At 52.3% G+C, this 14195-nt stretch carries 13 protein-coding genes; all 13 read left to right on the forward strand.

Annotation, left to right across the window (positions count from 1 at the left end):
* Positions 1 to 11: 11 nt before the first annotated feature.
* The 13 genes from MUB23_RS01595 to MUB23_RS01655 all read left to right on the forward strand — a co-directional run bounded on the left by MUB23_RS01595 (position 12) and on the right by MUB23_RS01655 (position 14190).
* Positions 12 to 1454 (forward strand): glycerate kinase type-2 family protein, encoded by a 1443-nt coding sequence (locus MUB23_RS01595; RefSeq protein ID WP_244798437.1) that lies wholly within the window; start codon positions 12 to 14, stop codon positions 1452 to 1454.
* Positions 1455 to 1474: 20 nt separating this feature from the next.
* The gene (eno, locus tag MUB23_RS01600) at positions 1475 to 2752 is read left to right on the forward strand and encodes a phosphopyruvate hydratase (RefSeq protein WP_244798438.1); all 1278 of its coding nucleotides are present in this window, start codon (positions 1475 to 1477) and stop codon (positions 2750 to 2752) included.
* A 198-nt stretch (positions 2753 to 2950) separates the two neighbouring features.
* A complete protein-coding gene (locus MUB23_RS01605) occupies positions 2951 to 3850 on the forward strand; it encodes an amino acid ABC transporter substrate-binding protein (protein ID WP_244798439.1) in 900 nt (299 codons plus the stop codon).
* Positions 3851 to 4051: 201 nt separating this feature from the next.
* Positions 4052 to 4696, forward strand: coding sequence for an amino acid ABC transporter permease (locus tag MUB23_RS01610; RefSeq protein ID WP_244798440.1), 645 nt, complete (start codon positions 4052 to 4054; stop codon positions 4694 to 4696).
* A 9-nt stretch (positions 4697 to 4705) separates the two neighbouring features.
* Positions 4706 to 5464 carry an amino acid ABC transporter ATP-binding protein gene (locus MUB23_RS01615; protein WP_244798441.1) on the forward strand — a complete coding sequence of 253 codons (759 nt, stop codon included), beginning with the start codon at positions 4706 to 4708 and terminating at the stop codon, positions 5462 to 5464.
* A gap of 357 nt (positions 5465 to 5821) precedes the next feature.
* Positions 5822 to 6397, forward strand: a complete 576-nt coding sequence (locus tag MUB23_RS01620; protein WP_244798442.1) for a manganese efflux pump MntP — start codon at positions 5822 to 5824, stop codon at positions 6395 to 6397.
* 11 nt (positions 6398 to 6408) lie between these two features.
* The gene (locus MUB23_RS01625; protein WP_244798443.1) at positions 6409 to 7824 is read left to right on the forward strand and encodes a radical SAM protein; all 1416 of its coding nucleotides are present in this window, start codon (positions 6409 to 6411) and stop codon (positions 7822 to 7824) included.
* Positions 7825 to 7937: 113 nt separating this feature from the next.
* Complete coding sequence (locus tag MUB23_RS01630) at positions 7938 to 8510, forward strand: TetR/AcrR family transcriptional regulator C-terminal domain-containing protein (RefSeq protein ID WP_244798444.1); 573 nt, start codon at positions 7938 to 7940, stop codon at positions 8508 to 8510.
* A gap of 1 nt (position 8511) precedes the next feature.
* Complete coding sequence (locus MUB23_RS01635) at positions 8512 to 9363, forward strand: patatin-like phospholipase family protein (RefSeq protein WP_244798445.1); 852 nt, start codon at positions 8512 to 8514, stop codon at positions 9361 to 9363.
* A 10-nt stretch (positions 9364 to 9373) separates the two neighbouring features.
* Positions 9374 to 9997 carry a DUF4358 domain-containing protein gene (locus MUB23_RS01640; RefSeq protein ID WP_244798446.1) on the forward strand — a complete coding sequence of 208 codons (624 nt, stop codon included), beginning with the start codon at positions 9374 to 9376 and terminating at the stop codon, positions 9995 to 9997.
* A gap of 20 nt (positions 9998 to 10017) precedes the next feature.
* Positions 10018 to 11415, forward strand: a complete 1398-nt coding sequence (locus MUB23_RS01645; RefSeq protein ID WP_244798447.1) for an MBOAT family O-acyltransferase — start codon at positions 10018 to 10020, stop codon at positions 11413 to 11415.
* 17 nt (positions 11416 to 11432) lie between these two features.
* Positions 11433 to 12626, forward strand: a complete 1194-nt coding sequence (locus tag MUB23_RS01650; RefSeq protein ID WP_244798448.1) for a DHHW family protein — start codon at positions 11433 to 11435, stop codon at positions 12624 to 12626.
* Between the two features lie 184 nt (positions 12627 to 12810).
* Positions 12811 to 14190, forward strand: a complete 1380-nt coding sequence (locus tag MUB23_RS01655; RefSeq protein WP_244798449.1) for a sodium-dependent transporter — start codon at positions 12811 to 12813, stop codon at positions 14188 to 14190.
* Positions 14191 to 14195: the final 5 nt, after the last annotated feature.

The following is a 14195-nucleotide window of genomic DNA, read 5'->3' on the forward strand; positions in this document are numbered from 1 at the left end:
AGGAGGGCAGGATGGAAGAGAAAGGTAAAACGAACTGTAAAACGAATCAGCCAAGGAATGTCATTAAAAATAAGCCGGAGCTTCTTTCCCATGGGGCGCAGGAGTCCCGGAGAATCGTGTTGGAGATAGCGGAGCGGACACTTCGAAGGTTGGACTCTTATGAGAGAATCAAAAGCATTACAAGGCTGAACGGCGAGATCCTCCAAATTGGAACAAAAAGCTGGGATTTATCGGAGAAACGGAATATCTACCTGTTGGGAGCCGGAAAGGCCTGCAATCATATGGCGAGAGCCCTGGATGAGATTCTGGGAGACCGTCTGACCCGCGGGATTGCGATTGTGAAAATTGCGGAGGAGACGGACCGGTTTCAGAAAACCGAGGTCATTGTGGGAGGCCACCCCTTGCCCAACGAGGAGGGGCTTCGGGCCTGCCGCGAGATTTTAAAATTGGTGGATCAGGCCGGTCCGGAGGACTTGTTTCTCTGTGTGATGAGCGGGGGAAGCTCTGCGCTGATGAGCTGTCCGCGGGAAGGACTGACGCTTCAGGATGAAATCGATACCACCGATGTAATGCTGAAATCCGGCGCAGGGATTTTTGAGGTCAATGCAGTAAGGCGGCATATCTCCCAGATGAACGGAGGTATGCTTGCAAAACGCATTGGAGACCGGGGAGCAGAGCTGATCGGATTTGGCATCAGCGATGCCGTGGGCCGCCCGGCCACAGGGGAGATCGGGATCCCTTACCCTCGCTATGACAGCACGCCCATCGGACCGGATCTCACCACACTGGAGGACTGCCGGAGGGTGATCCGGGATTATGATGTGGAGGACCGCCTTCCCCGCCGGGTAGTGGATTATCTGATGTCGGCGGGACCGGAGGAGGAGACGCCCAAGGCTTTCCCTAAGAACACCTATTTCCTTTTAAACACCGTGCCGGATTCCTGTATTTATGCAAAGGAGGCGGCGGAGGAGCTGGGAATTCCTGCGATGATTTTGACTTCCTTTTTAGAGGGGGAGAGCCGGGATGCAGGCACCGTCTTTGCCTCGATCGCCAGGGAGATCCAGACCTTTGGCAACCCGGTCAAACCGCCCTGTGTGATTTTAAGTTCCGGCGAGGTGACGACGAAAATCACCGATAATAGCACGATTACCGGACACGGCGGGCCATCCCAGGAGATGATGTTAAGCTTTGCCCTCCTGGCGGAGAAGGTTCCGGGAGCGGCCATGCTGTCCATGGATTCGGAGGGGACGGACGGAACCTCCCCGGCGGCCGGCGGGCTGACCGACTCGGAAAGCTTCCGGCGGGCAAGACAATCCGGCGTGGATGCCTATCAGGCGCTGCGGGGCCATGCCAGCTATGAGGCGCTGTCCGCAATCGGGGATGTGGTCCGGACCGGGAACACCGGCACCAACCTGTGCGATTTAAATATTATGTATGTTCCGGAGAAGAAATAGAGGGAATGGGGGAAGAAACGATGGCAGATACGAGAATACAATCCGTGACGGCCCGGCAGATCATCGACTGCAAATGCCGTCCTTTGGTGGAGGTGGACGTTACCACTGCGGAGGGCGTTGTCGGCCGGGGGTGTGCGCCTACCGGCAGCTCGGTGGGAATGTACGAGGCGTTTGTGCTTCGGGATCACGATCCGAACGAATACGGCGGGCTCAGCGTTCACAAGGCGGTGGACCATGTAATTCACCAGATTGGGCCGGCTCTGATCGGGATGGATGTGATGGATCAGGAGGCGATTGATCGCCGGATGATTGAGCTGGACGGCACGGAGAATAAAGAACGGCTGGGGGGAAATGCGATCTACAGCGTATCCATTGCCTGTTACCGGGCGGCTGCGGCCTCCAGGGGCGTCCCCCTCTATGAATATATCGCAGGCGGAAAGATCCGGACCGTGCCGGTGCCTTCGTTTAATGTGATCAACGGCGGACGTTATCCCCACCTGACCCAGGCATTTAATGAATTTATCGTGGTGCCGTACCGGGCGGAAACCATCGAGGAGGCGGTGGAGATCGGAGTGGAGGTGTTCAAAAAGCTGGGAACCGTTCTGGAGGATTATCTTGGCACGGAGCCGGGAGTCGGGGGCTCCTACGGCTGGATCGCGCCTTCGGAGGATCCGGAAGTCGTTCTTTCCATCATGCAGAAGGCGATTGACGGCTGTGGCTATCACGATAAGGTGGCGTTTGCCTTGGACTGCGCCTCCAGCGAAATGTACGATGCCGCGAGTCAGACCTACTATCTGAACGGAAAACAGCGTTCCAGTGAAGAGATGATCGACTACATGAAAGGCCTGACGGAGAAATTTCCGTTTCTTTTCGTGGAGGATATGCTGGATGAAAATGATTGGGACGGGTACCGGCTGGCCCATCAAAAGATCCAAAGGACGAATTTGATCGGGGACGATTTTATCGTCACCAACCGGAAGCGGCTGGAACGGGCGGTCCGGGAGAATTCTCTGGATGGTTTTATTTTAAAGCCGAATCAGGTGGGAACCATCAGCGAGGCCATGGAAGCGTACCGCTATGCGAGAAAACAAGGACTCTTCGCAGTTCCCTCCGGCCGGTCCGGCGGCGTAATCTCCGATGTGGTGATGGACTTGGCCGTGGGGCTGCAGGTGGATTTTATCAAAAACGGCTGTCCGAAATCCGGGGAACGGATTGATAAGCTGAATTTCTTGATCCGGGCCTGCAGTCTCCATGAAGGATGCCATCTGTCGGAACTCTCCCACTTGGTGAGGTTCTGACAGATGGATCCGGATCGTTTTGCAGGGAAAGGATAGGGATAAGGGGCAATCAAGGCTGCGTATGAAGGCGTTTTGATTGCCTTTTATTTTTTCCTTTTTTCTCTTTACTTTATCGTGCTAATATGGTAGACTGCTAGCGTACGGAATTGCCGAAGGGCTTTTTCGGAAAAAGAGGATTGTTTTAGGGAGGATTTTGTTATGAAGAAGAACGTTTTGGCTTGGGGTATGGCGGCTTTGATGGCGGCTTCCATGCTGTCCGCCTGCGGCAGCGGCGACAGCACCACGACAGCAGGAGCGACGGAGGCGGGAACCACAGCTGCTGCCGAGGCGGGGACCACAGCGGCGGAAACGGCGGCTGCCTCCACGGACGCAGAGACCACGGCGGCCGCCGGTGACAAGAAAACCTTTACGGTGGGATTCGATGCGGAATTTCCGCCGTACGGCTATAAGGATCCGGCCACCGGCGAGTATACCGGTTTTGATCTGGAGCTGGCTCAGGCGGTCTGCGATTTGGAAGGCTGGGAGCTGGTGAAGACACCGATCAGCTGGGATGCGAAGGATATGGAGCTTTCCTCCGGCACGATCGATTGTATCTGGAACGGGTTTACCATGACGGGGCTGGAAGATGCTTACACCTGGAGCGATCCTTACATTGACAACAGCCAGGTGATCGTGGTTCTGGCCGACTCCGAGGTCCAGGCGCAAAAAGACCTGGCAGGAAAAGTGGTCGGCGTGCAAAAGGATTCCTCGGCGCTGAAAGCGCTCCAAAATCCGGAAAAGGCAAAAGAGCTGGCGGACAGCTTCGATTCCATGCAGCAGTATGCGGACTATAATACTGCGTTCATGGATCTGGAAGCCGGCGCCATCGACGCGATCGCCGTTGACATTGGTGTGGCGAAGAATCACATGGCGGCCGACGAAGGCAAGTTCCGTTATCTGGACGAGATTTTGGCCAAGGAAGAATACGCGGTCGGTTTCCTGAAGGGAAATACCGAGCTGCGCGACACCGTGCAGAAGGATCTCGACGCCCTGAAGGCGGACGGCACGATCCAGAAATTGGCGGAGAAATATGATGTCGCCGATATGCTGAAAGACTGATTTGGCTGAAAAATAGAAAAGACGACACAGAGATAGGACGCACCTCGGTGCGCCCTATTTGTGCCGGCAGGGATGTCCGGCGTGGATTCCCTTGAGGCCGCCCCTTGGGAGGCCTCGCTGAGGAAAATGGCTGTTGACGCAGCCGCGCTCCGGCGCGAGTGTGCGCGAGGCGCACATTTTGTTTGAAGGAGGAGATAGGAAATGGCAATGATGCTGTCACAATTGGGAGAAGGGATGATCAAGACCTGCGGGATCTTTTTCTGGACCCTGCTGTTTTCCCTGCCGCTCGGAATGATCGTGGCATTTGGCCGCATGGCGAAAAATCCGCTTTTGCGGAATTTTACCCGGCTTTACATAGCGGTGATGCGGGGGACGCCTCTGATGCTGCAGCTTTTCGTGGTCTACTTTGGCCCATTTTATCTGTTCGGCTGGAAGCTCAGCACAAGTTGGCGGTTCTTTGCGGTGATCATTGGCTTTGTCCTGAATTATGCGGCCTATTTTGCGGAGATCTACCGGTCCGGCATCCAGTCCATGCCCGTCGGGCAGTATGAGGCGGCAAAAGTGCTCGGCTATAATAAAAACCAGACCTTCTTCAAAATCGTGCTTCCCCAGGTGATCAAGCGGATCCTTCCTTCCATCACCAATGAGGTGATTACGTTGGTCAAGGATACTTCTCTGGCTTTTGCAATCGCCTATTCTGAGATGTTTACCGCGGCCAAGGAGATCGCAGCGGCATCCAAGTCTATGACCGCTCTGTTCGTGGCAGGCGTATTCTATTTTATCTTCAACTTGCTTGTCGATTTTCTTATGGGCAAACTGGAAAAGAAGTTGGATTATTACCACTAGGAGGCTTTTATGAAGATATTGGAAATCAATCACTGCAAAAAACAATTTGACGGGGTGGAAGTGCTGAAGGATATCTCCCTCTCTGTAAAACAGGGGCAGGTGGTTTCGATTATCGGGCCATCCGGTTCAGGAAAATCCACTTTGCTCCGCTGTGCGACGATGCTGGAAACCATGGACGGCGGAGATCTGATCTATCTGGGACAATACGCGGTCCGCGACGAAGAGGGAAAAGCGAGATATGCGTCTCCCCAGGAGCTTCGGGAAATTCAGCAGTACTTTGGGCTGGTGTTTCAGAACTTCAATCTGTTTCCCCATTATTCGGTGCTGAAAAATATTATGGATGCTCCGGTGCATGTGCAGAAACGGAATAAGGAAGAAGTTCGGAACGAAGCCTTTGAACTGCTGAAAAAAATGGGGCTTTATGACCGGGCGGACGCCTACCCCCACCAGCTTTCCGGCGGCCAGCAGCAGCGGGTTTCCATCGCACGCGCGCTGGCGATGAAACCGCAGATTCTGTTTTTTGACGAGCCGACCTCGGCCCTGGACCCGGAGCTAACCGGCGAGATTCTAAAAGTGATCAAAAGCCTGGCTGCGGAACATATGACCATGGTGATCGTAACCCACGAGATGGCCTTTGCGCGGGATGTGGCGGATCATGTGATCTTTATGGACGGCGGTGTGATCGTGGAGGAAGGGTGTCCGGCGGATGTGATCTCTAATCCGAAGAACGAGCGGACCCAGGCATTTTTGAGCCGGTTCCAGAGCTGAATAAAATTCGTTTCGGGAAAAGTGAAGTAAGAAAATAAGGATTTCTTTTTACAAGGAATGGATAAAAAGAGAAAAGCGCATGGCATCTAAGCGGAAAGATCGTAATTTCGCTCAGGTGCCATGCGTTATTTTTTTCCCATCCACGATTGATTAATGGAATGAGTGGGCAGCTGAAATCTTGCTTTTCCTGTTTGGTCAATGGGCATTAGACGTATTTTTGTCCAAACGAAAAAAGATTAATACAGATGTAAAAAAATGTCGCATTTTATGCAACACATTTTAAATCTCTGAATATTACAATATCTCCCATATTTTACTATAATTATCACAATAAATCAATGGAGGTGCTGCAGGGGTATGAATGAATGGGAAATCCTGCTGGTGTCCTTAGGGCTGTCCCTGGACGTGTGTGCGGCAATGATCTGCAAAGGTGCGGTGATCGCCCGGTGGGAGAAGCCGAAGATTTTCTGCGTCGCCATTTTATTTACTTTATGGCAGGTGCTGGCCTTGTTGGCCGGAAGCCTGATCCGCCTGCTGCCGTGGGTGTCCCGGAAAACATTCCGGATTCAGCAGATCGGCGCTGTATTGTCTGTGGTGATTTTTGTTTTGCTTGGGTTTTATATGCTGATGAAGGCTTGGAGGAGGGAGCCTTTTGATGAACGGCGGGAGAGTACGACGGACTGGAAGGCGCTTTGCCTCTTGGCAGTCTTGACCAGTCTTGACGCACTGTTTGCCGGTATCGGCTTGGCGGTCATGGATACGGCACTCTGGAAAGAGGCATTGGCGCTGGCAGTCGGAACCATCGTCACCGGTGTGCTGGGCGCATGGATCGGCTATCGTCTCGGCGTGGAACAAAAGAATAAGGCTTACCTGATCGGCGGGGTTTTATTGGTAATAGCCGGGCTGGAAGCCTCCATAAATTACTTAATATAGGAGGAAAAACGATGGGAGAGCTATCACACAAAGCAGAAAGAGCGGCATTTGGATTTGCCATTGACAAAACGTTGCAGTATATGAATAAAGATCCGGAGAACAGGGATAAGGCGCTGCTGAAATTGGTGGATCTTTCTGAAAACTTTATGGGAGATGTTTATCAGAAGGAAAGCTACGATGGGGCCCGCGCTTTAATCCAGGATCATGACGCTAAATGGACCAAGTATTTCCATCGTCTGTTAGAGGAACTGGATCCTCATGTCATCAAGATGACGGCGCTGGATCTGGGATTTGAGGCAGCGTTTCACGGAACAAAAATGATTCGCCAAAAACGCCGGGAGCACCGCTGCAATATACCATGGCTGATCCTTTTGGATCCCACCAGCGCCTGCAATCTGCACTGTACCGGGTGCTGGGCCGCAGAATATGGGCACAAGCTGAATTTGAGCTTTGAAGATTTGGACTCGATCATTACTCAGGGAAAGGAATTAGGCATCTATTTCTATATGTATACCGGAGGAGAGCCTCTGGTGCGGAAAGCCGATATCATACGCCTCTGTGAAAAGCACAATGACTGCGCGTTTCATGCCTTTACGAACGGCACTTTGGTGGATGAGGCGTTCTGCCAGGAGATGAAACGGGTCGGCAACCTGTCCTTGAGCCTGTCTTTGGAAGGCTTTGAGGATGCCAATGACTCCCGCCGCGGCGAAGGGATTTTTGAGAAAGTGCTGGCGGCGATGGATCTTTTGAAGGCGCACGGACAGATTTTCGGAACCTCCATCTGCTACACCCGCTATAATCTGGAAACGGTCACCAGCGATGAGTTCCTGGATCTGATCATTGAAAAGGGCTGCCGGTTCACTTGGTATTTTCATTACATGCCGGTAGGAAATGAAGCGGCAGTGGAGCTGATGCCGACAAGGGAACAGAGAGAGTACATGTATCACCGGGTCCGTGAGATCCGCGGCAACGAAGGCGGAAAGCCGATTTTTGCCATGGATTTCCAAAACGACGGCGAGTTTGTCGGCGGCTGCATCGCCGGAGGCCGAAACTACTGCCACATCAATGCCAACGGCGATATGGAACCTTGTGTGTTCATCCATTACAGCAGCGCCAATATCCACGATGTCTCTCTGCTGGATGCTCTAAAGCAGCCTCTGTTCATGGCTTACCGGGATGGGCAGCCGTTCAATGATAACCATCTGCGTCCTTGTCCGATGTTGGAAAATCCGGAGCTTTTGCAGGAGATGGTAACGAAGACCGTCGCTCACTCCACGGATTTACAATCCCCGGAAAGTGTGGAGCACTTGTGCGGAAAATGCCGGGAGTACGCCAACGAGTGGAAGGTTTGCGCTGAAAAACTCTGGGAGGAGCATCCGAGACAGATGCCGGGGTATCAGAATTACAAATATGAGAATGAAGATTAAAATTTCGTTAAGATGCTGGAAGAATGATCCCTTTTATGGTATGATAAAACATCTGAAATTTTGGAGGGGGCAGCCGGGTGAACCGGCGGCCGCCTCCTCATAAAGGGTGTGCCATGGAACAAAAGAAAGAGATGACAAAGGCTCTCCTGGGCTGCGGTTTGAAGGAACTAATGGTCTCTCATCCTTTCGAGAAGATCACCATCCGAATGATTACGGATAAGGCCGGTGTGATCCGTCCTACCTTCTATAATTATTTCCAGGACAAATATGAGCTGTTGGAGTGGATTGTCTGCGACGATATTCTGAATAAGGTAGAGGAAATGCTGGAGCACCAGATGGAAAGGGAGGCGCTCAAGCTTCTTTTTGTATTGATGGAGAATGAAAAGGCGTTTTACAGGAAGGCGTTTCAGGTGACGGGACAAAACTCTTTTGAGAGCATTATGGAGCATCATCTTTATCAGATGCTGGAAAAACGCCTGGAGCAAGCCCATTTAAAAACCAGGAAGGACGTCCGCATTCTTCGGAAGGAAGTTGTGGCGAAGTATTATGCGATCGGTGTGGTGATCGTCCTGAAAACCTGGATTTTGGAGGGAGACGAGATGTTTTCCGCGGAAGATGCGGCGGAGGGCTTTTATTTTATGATGTCCCACTCGATTTTTGATGTGGTGGAAAAAAAGGAGGAATGAAATGGAACAAGCAGCCTTGGTGCTGGAAGGAGGATCTCTGCGCTGTCTGTTTACGGCCGGAGTCTTGGATGTGTTTATGGAAGCAGAGCTCGATTTTCCCTACGTAATCGGAGTATCGGCGGGGGCGTTGAGCGGCTTGAATTATATTTCCCGTCAGCCGTTTCGGACTGCGCGGATCAATATTGACTATGTCAACGACAGCCGGTATCTGGGGATGAAGAGCCTGGTTAAGACCCACAGTATTTTTAATTTTGATTTCTTATTCGGGGAGCTTTCGGAGGAACTGATCCCCTTTGCGTGGAAAACTTTTGAGGAATCGGACAAGCGTTTTGTGGCGGTCTCCACCGATTGCAATACCGGCGAGGCCCTTTATCACGAGAAAGGCTTGAGCCAGGATATCCTGCTGGCGGCGAGGGCCAGCAGCAGTATGCCGCTTTTGGCGCCGATGGTGAATGTGGACGGCTTCGAATGCCTGGACGGAGGGATCTGCAATCCGGTTCCTTTCCGAAAAGCCATGGAGGAAGGCTACGAAAAACTGGTTCTGGTTCTGACCCGCCAAGAAGGTTACCGAAAGGAACCGAGCCGGGCCATGGAGGCGGTATATCAGCGCTATTATAAAAAATACCCTAATTTGGTGAATGCGCTTTGCCAAATGGAGGAAAACTATAATCGGGTCCAGGAAGAAATTTCCGGGCTGGAGCGGGAAGGGAAATGTTTTGTGATCCGCCCGGAGGTGCCGGTTTCGGTCTCTCGGATAGAAAAAGATACGGAAAAGCTGGAGGATCTTTATACAGCGGGACGCCGAGTGGCTTTCCGGCGGATGGAAGCGTTGAAAGAATATTTGAAAGCATGAGGAAATGGATATGAGACGAAGATTTGGAGTTCTGCTTGCCGGAGTGATGGCTGCGGCTTTGATCGGGTGCGGGAGCGGTACGCCGGAGACAGCGGCGTCCAAGGAGAGTACGGCGGCGGATACCACCGCGGCGGCAACTACAGCTGCGCCGGAAACCACGACGGTGGATGCCGACTCGTCCGGCGAGACCGAGGTGACGGGCGGTTCCCTGGAGACGGCAGCCTCCGCCACGGAGTACGCGGATGATACGCTGAAACAGGTCTATGCGGCGGTGAAAGAGGCATACGGCGAGAACTATCTTCCGAATATGGCATTGGAAGAACAAATGTTGGCAGATTCCTGGGGAGTCGATATGACTTTGGTGGATGGCGCGTATTTTGCCGAGGTGCCGATGATCAGCGCCCATGTGGATACCTTTGCCGGTTTTAAAGCAAAGAGCGGCGAGGCGGAGAAGCTGGCGGAATCCCTGAAAGGCTACCAGACTTATCTCCAGAAAGAAAGTCTCCAGTATCCAATGAATGAAGGGATTGTATCGGCCAGCCAGGTGGTGACCTACGGAGATTATGTGTTTTTCCTGATGCTGACGGAGGACAACACACCGGCGGCGGAAGCGATTGAGTCTGTCCTGAAATAGCGTGCGGGAGGCGCGGGGCGATGGTATTCAGCAGTATGGTGTTTCTCCTTCGGTTCCTTCCGTTGGTGCTCTTGGTATATGGAATTTGTCCTAAGCCTGCCAGAAATGCGGTGTTATTTCTGGCAAGCTTAATTTTTTATGCCTGGGGAGAGCCTGTTTATGTGCTGTTGATGCTCTTTTCCACGGCGGTAGACTATATTCATGGCCGCCTGGTGGAGCAATACCGAAACGAAGGCCGCGCGCGGGCCGCTCGGTTGGCGGTGATTTCATCCGTTGTGGTCAATCTGCTTCTTTTGGGATTTTTTAAATACGCTGACTTTTTAATCGAGGTATGGAATCACATAACCGGGCAAAAGATTCCGCTCCTTTCCCTGCCGCTTCCCATCGGGATTTCTTTCTACACGTTCCAGACCATGTCCTATACGATTGATATTTATCGAGGTCAGGCGGAGAGCCAGAAAAGCATGTTGGACTTTGGGACCTATGTGGCGCTGTTCCCCCAGTTGATCGCCGGTCCGATTGTGCGGTATCAGACGATTGCCGGGGAGCTTGCGGCACGCCGTTTTGATTATGAGGATTTTGGCGCGGGTGCGCTGCGGTTCGTGACCGGCCTGGGGAAAAAGGTTCTTCTGGCCAATCCGGCGGGGAGTTTGTATGAGCAGATCGCAGGATTTGGTGCGGCGGGATTGCCTGTGGTTACGGCGTGGATGGGGATTTTGGCCTTTGCCTTTCAAATCTATTTTGATTTTTCTGGATATTCGGATATGGCGATCGGGCTTGGACGGATGTTCGGCTTTCATTTTCCGGAAAATTTCCGCTATCCTTATGAGTCCGGAAGCATTACGGAGTTTTGGCGGCGCTGGCACATTTCTCTCGGCACCTGGTTTCGGGAGTATTTATACATTCCCCTTGGAGGGAGCCGGAAAGGGGAGGCAAAACAGGTCCGGAACATTTTGCTGGTATGGCTTCTCACCGGGCTTTGGCACGGGGCGGCCTGGAATTTTGTTCTCTGGGGGCTTTATTTCGGCGTACTGCTTCTTTTGGAAAAATTTGTTTTCCAAAAAGGATTCGGAAGACTGCCGTCTGCTGTCCGGCGTCTACTCACCTTCTTTTTGATTTTGATTGGATGGGTGCTCTTTGGCTTTCCGGACCTGACGGAAGGAATGGCTTATCTGGGGGCCATGTTTGGCGCAGGAGGACTGATTTGGAATACGGAGACCTGGTATCTTCTGTCCGGATGGTGGCTGCTGTTTTTGATTTGGGGGATCGGCTGTACCCATGTTCCCAAACAATGGGGAGAGCGGCTGGCCGGAAAGCGGGCGATTCTGCCGGTTTTGTTTTTGATCGTGATTTTTCTGCTTTCGCTGGCGTACCTGGTGGATGCGACTTATAATCCATTTTTGTATTTCCGATTTTAGAAAGAGGCTGGTTGGATATGGGAAATAAGAAGAAAGAAGATTCTTTGCCGAAGCTCTCCGGGCGGGAAAAGGAAGGAGAGAGCCCGGTGAGAGAAAAATGGCTGAGTATCCTATTTGTTTTGCTCTTGTCCGTTCTTACGGCGGCGAGCCTTTGCAAACCAGATCAGGAACTCTCCGCAGACGAAAACAGGAAGCTGGCGCAGCGGCCCAGACTGTCGCTTGCCAGCCTCTTTTCCGGAACTTACGGCGAGGACTATGAATCCTACCTGGCGGATCAGATCCCGTTTCGATCCCTCTGGATTCAGGGAAAAACAGGGATCGAGCGCGCGCTGCAAAAGAAAGAAGTAAACGGGGTTTATCTGGCGGCGGACGGATATCTGATGGAGGCCCATACTCCTTCCTCCATCGAGGAGAGCCGCCTGGAACAGAACCTGGAGTATTTGAAAAGTTTTGTGGAAGATCAGAAAAGTGTGTTGGGAGAAGATCATGTGAGGGTAATCTTAGTTCCTTCTGCTTCCGCTGTACTCACAGAGAAACTTCCCGCCTTTGCTCAGGAGTACGATCAGCTTGGTTTCTTGTCACAGCTATCGGAGGAGGACCCGGTATTTCTCAATACCGGAGACATCTTGACGGCGGCTAAGGAACAGCAGATTTATTATCGGACGGACCACCACTGGACCATGGAAGGAGCCTTTGCGGTTTATCAGGAATGGGCGCGGTCCATCGGCCTGAAGGAGCAGGACCAGGAAGTGTGGCAGACTTCCGTGCTCAAAGAGGACTTTCTTGGGACCCTGTATTCAAAAGTTCTGTGGGCCAGCCGGAAAGATGAGCTAAAAGCGTACCGCCGTCTGGAAGATCCGGTTTATCACGTGACCTATGACCGGAAAGAGATTTCCGATCAGCTTTTTTCCGAGCAGTGGCTTTCTCAGAAAGATTCCTACTCTGTCTACCTGGACGGAAATCATGCCCTGACAGAAATCCGGACGGACCGGGGAAACGGCCGCCGCCTTCTGATCGTCAAAGATTCCTTCGCCCATTGCTTTGCCACCCTGGCGGCCGGAGATTTTGAGGAAACAGATCTGGTGGACTTTCGGTATCTCAATCTTCCGCTGTCTCAATATCGAAAAGAAAAGAACTTTACGGACGTCCTGGTTCTCTATAGCCTGCCGGGATTTGCAGAAGACCCCTATGCGGCCTATTTCCTTCGGTGATGATGGAAATAGGCCGCGCGCAGCGCCTGTCCCACAGGCGTGGCGTTTTTTTTTAGTTCCTGTTCCTTTTTCCTATGTTCAGAACCATGGAGTTAAGGCGCGGAAATCTACTTGTCTTTTTCAAGCATGTCGGTTATAATTTCCTTAAATGCAGAGAGAACTGCAAAAGGAGAGGGATCTTGCGATGGAAAGAGAGAATTTTAAGTCACGGCTGGGGTTCATTCTGATTTCCGCCGGATGTGCAATTGGTATCGGAAACGTCTGGCGCTTCCCGTTTGTGGTCGGCAACCACGGCGGCGGTTTTTTTGTGCTGTTCTACCTGTTTTTCCTGATTGCCGTCGGCGTTCCGGTTTTGACTATGGAATTTTCCGTTGGCCGGGCCAGCCGTCAGAGTGCGGTGAAAGCCTATAAGGTGCTGGAAAAGCCAGGGCAGAAATGGCATATTCACGGCTATATTGCCATGTTCGGCAACTATGTGCTGATGATGTTTTATACGACCGTAGCGGGATGGATGCTGTATTATTTTTACCGCTATGTGGCCGGCGGAATTGAAAAGCTGGATGGGAGCGGAGTAGAGACTGCGTTTGGAGAGATGCTTAGTAAGCCCGGAAATATGGCGTTCTGGATGCTTGTGATCGTACTTCTGGGATTCGGCATTTGTTCCCTGGGCCTGCAAAAGGGCGTGGAGCGGATCACAAAGTGGATGATGCTGGCGCTGCTGGCTTTGATCTTGGTCTTAGCCGTCCACAGCATTCTGCTGCCCGGCGGTGCGGAAGGGCTGAAGTTTTATCTGCTTCCGAATCTGGACCGTCTGAGGGAGGCCGGTGTCTGGAACACGATCAGCGCGGCCATGAACCAATCCTTTTTCACGTTGAGTCTTGGTATCGGTGCCATGGCGATTTTCGGCAGTTATCTGGGGAAGAAAAAGAGCCTGCTGGGAGAATCCATCAATATCGCAGCTCTGGATACTTTCGTTGCGATCGTGGCCGGCCTGATCATTTTTCCGGCCTGCTTTACCTATGGGGTCAGCCCAGACAGCGGGCCGTCTCTGATCTTCATCACGCTGCCCAACGTATTCAATCAGATGGAGGGCGGCCGTCTCTGGGGCGCGCTGTTCTTCCTGTTCATGACATTTGCGGCGTTCTCTACGATCATCGCCGTGTTCGAGAATATTATGAGCTGCTGCATGGATCAGTGGCACTGGTCCAGAAAGAAAGCGGCTCTGATCAATGTGTTCGTGATTGCATTGGCTTCCATGCCTTGCGTCCTGGGCTTTAATGTCTGGGCCGGATTCCAGCCGTTGGGGGCCGGAACGGGCGTGTTGGATCTGGAGGATTTTATCGTCAGCAATCTGCTTTTGCCCGGCGGCTCCCTGGTTTACCTGATGTTCTGCGTCAACCGGTTCGGCTGGGGCTTTAAAAACTATCTGGCGGAAGCAAATACCGGCGACGGAGTGAAGGTGCCGGCTTGGCTGCGATTTTATTTTACCTGGATCCTGCCGGTTCTGATCTTTATTCTGCTGGTACAGGGGATTTGGGGAGTGGTAGGAAAGCTGTTTGTATGAGGGGG

The sequence above is a fragment of the Cuneatibacter sp. NSJ-177 genome (genome assembly GCF_022867805.1).
Classification (GTDB): domain Bacteria; phylum Bacillota; class Clostridia; order Lachnospirales; family Lachnospiraceae; genus Pseudolachnospira.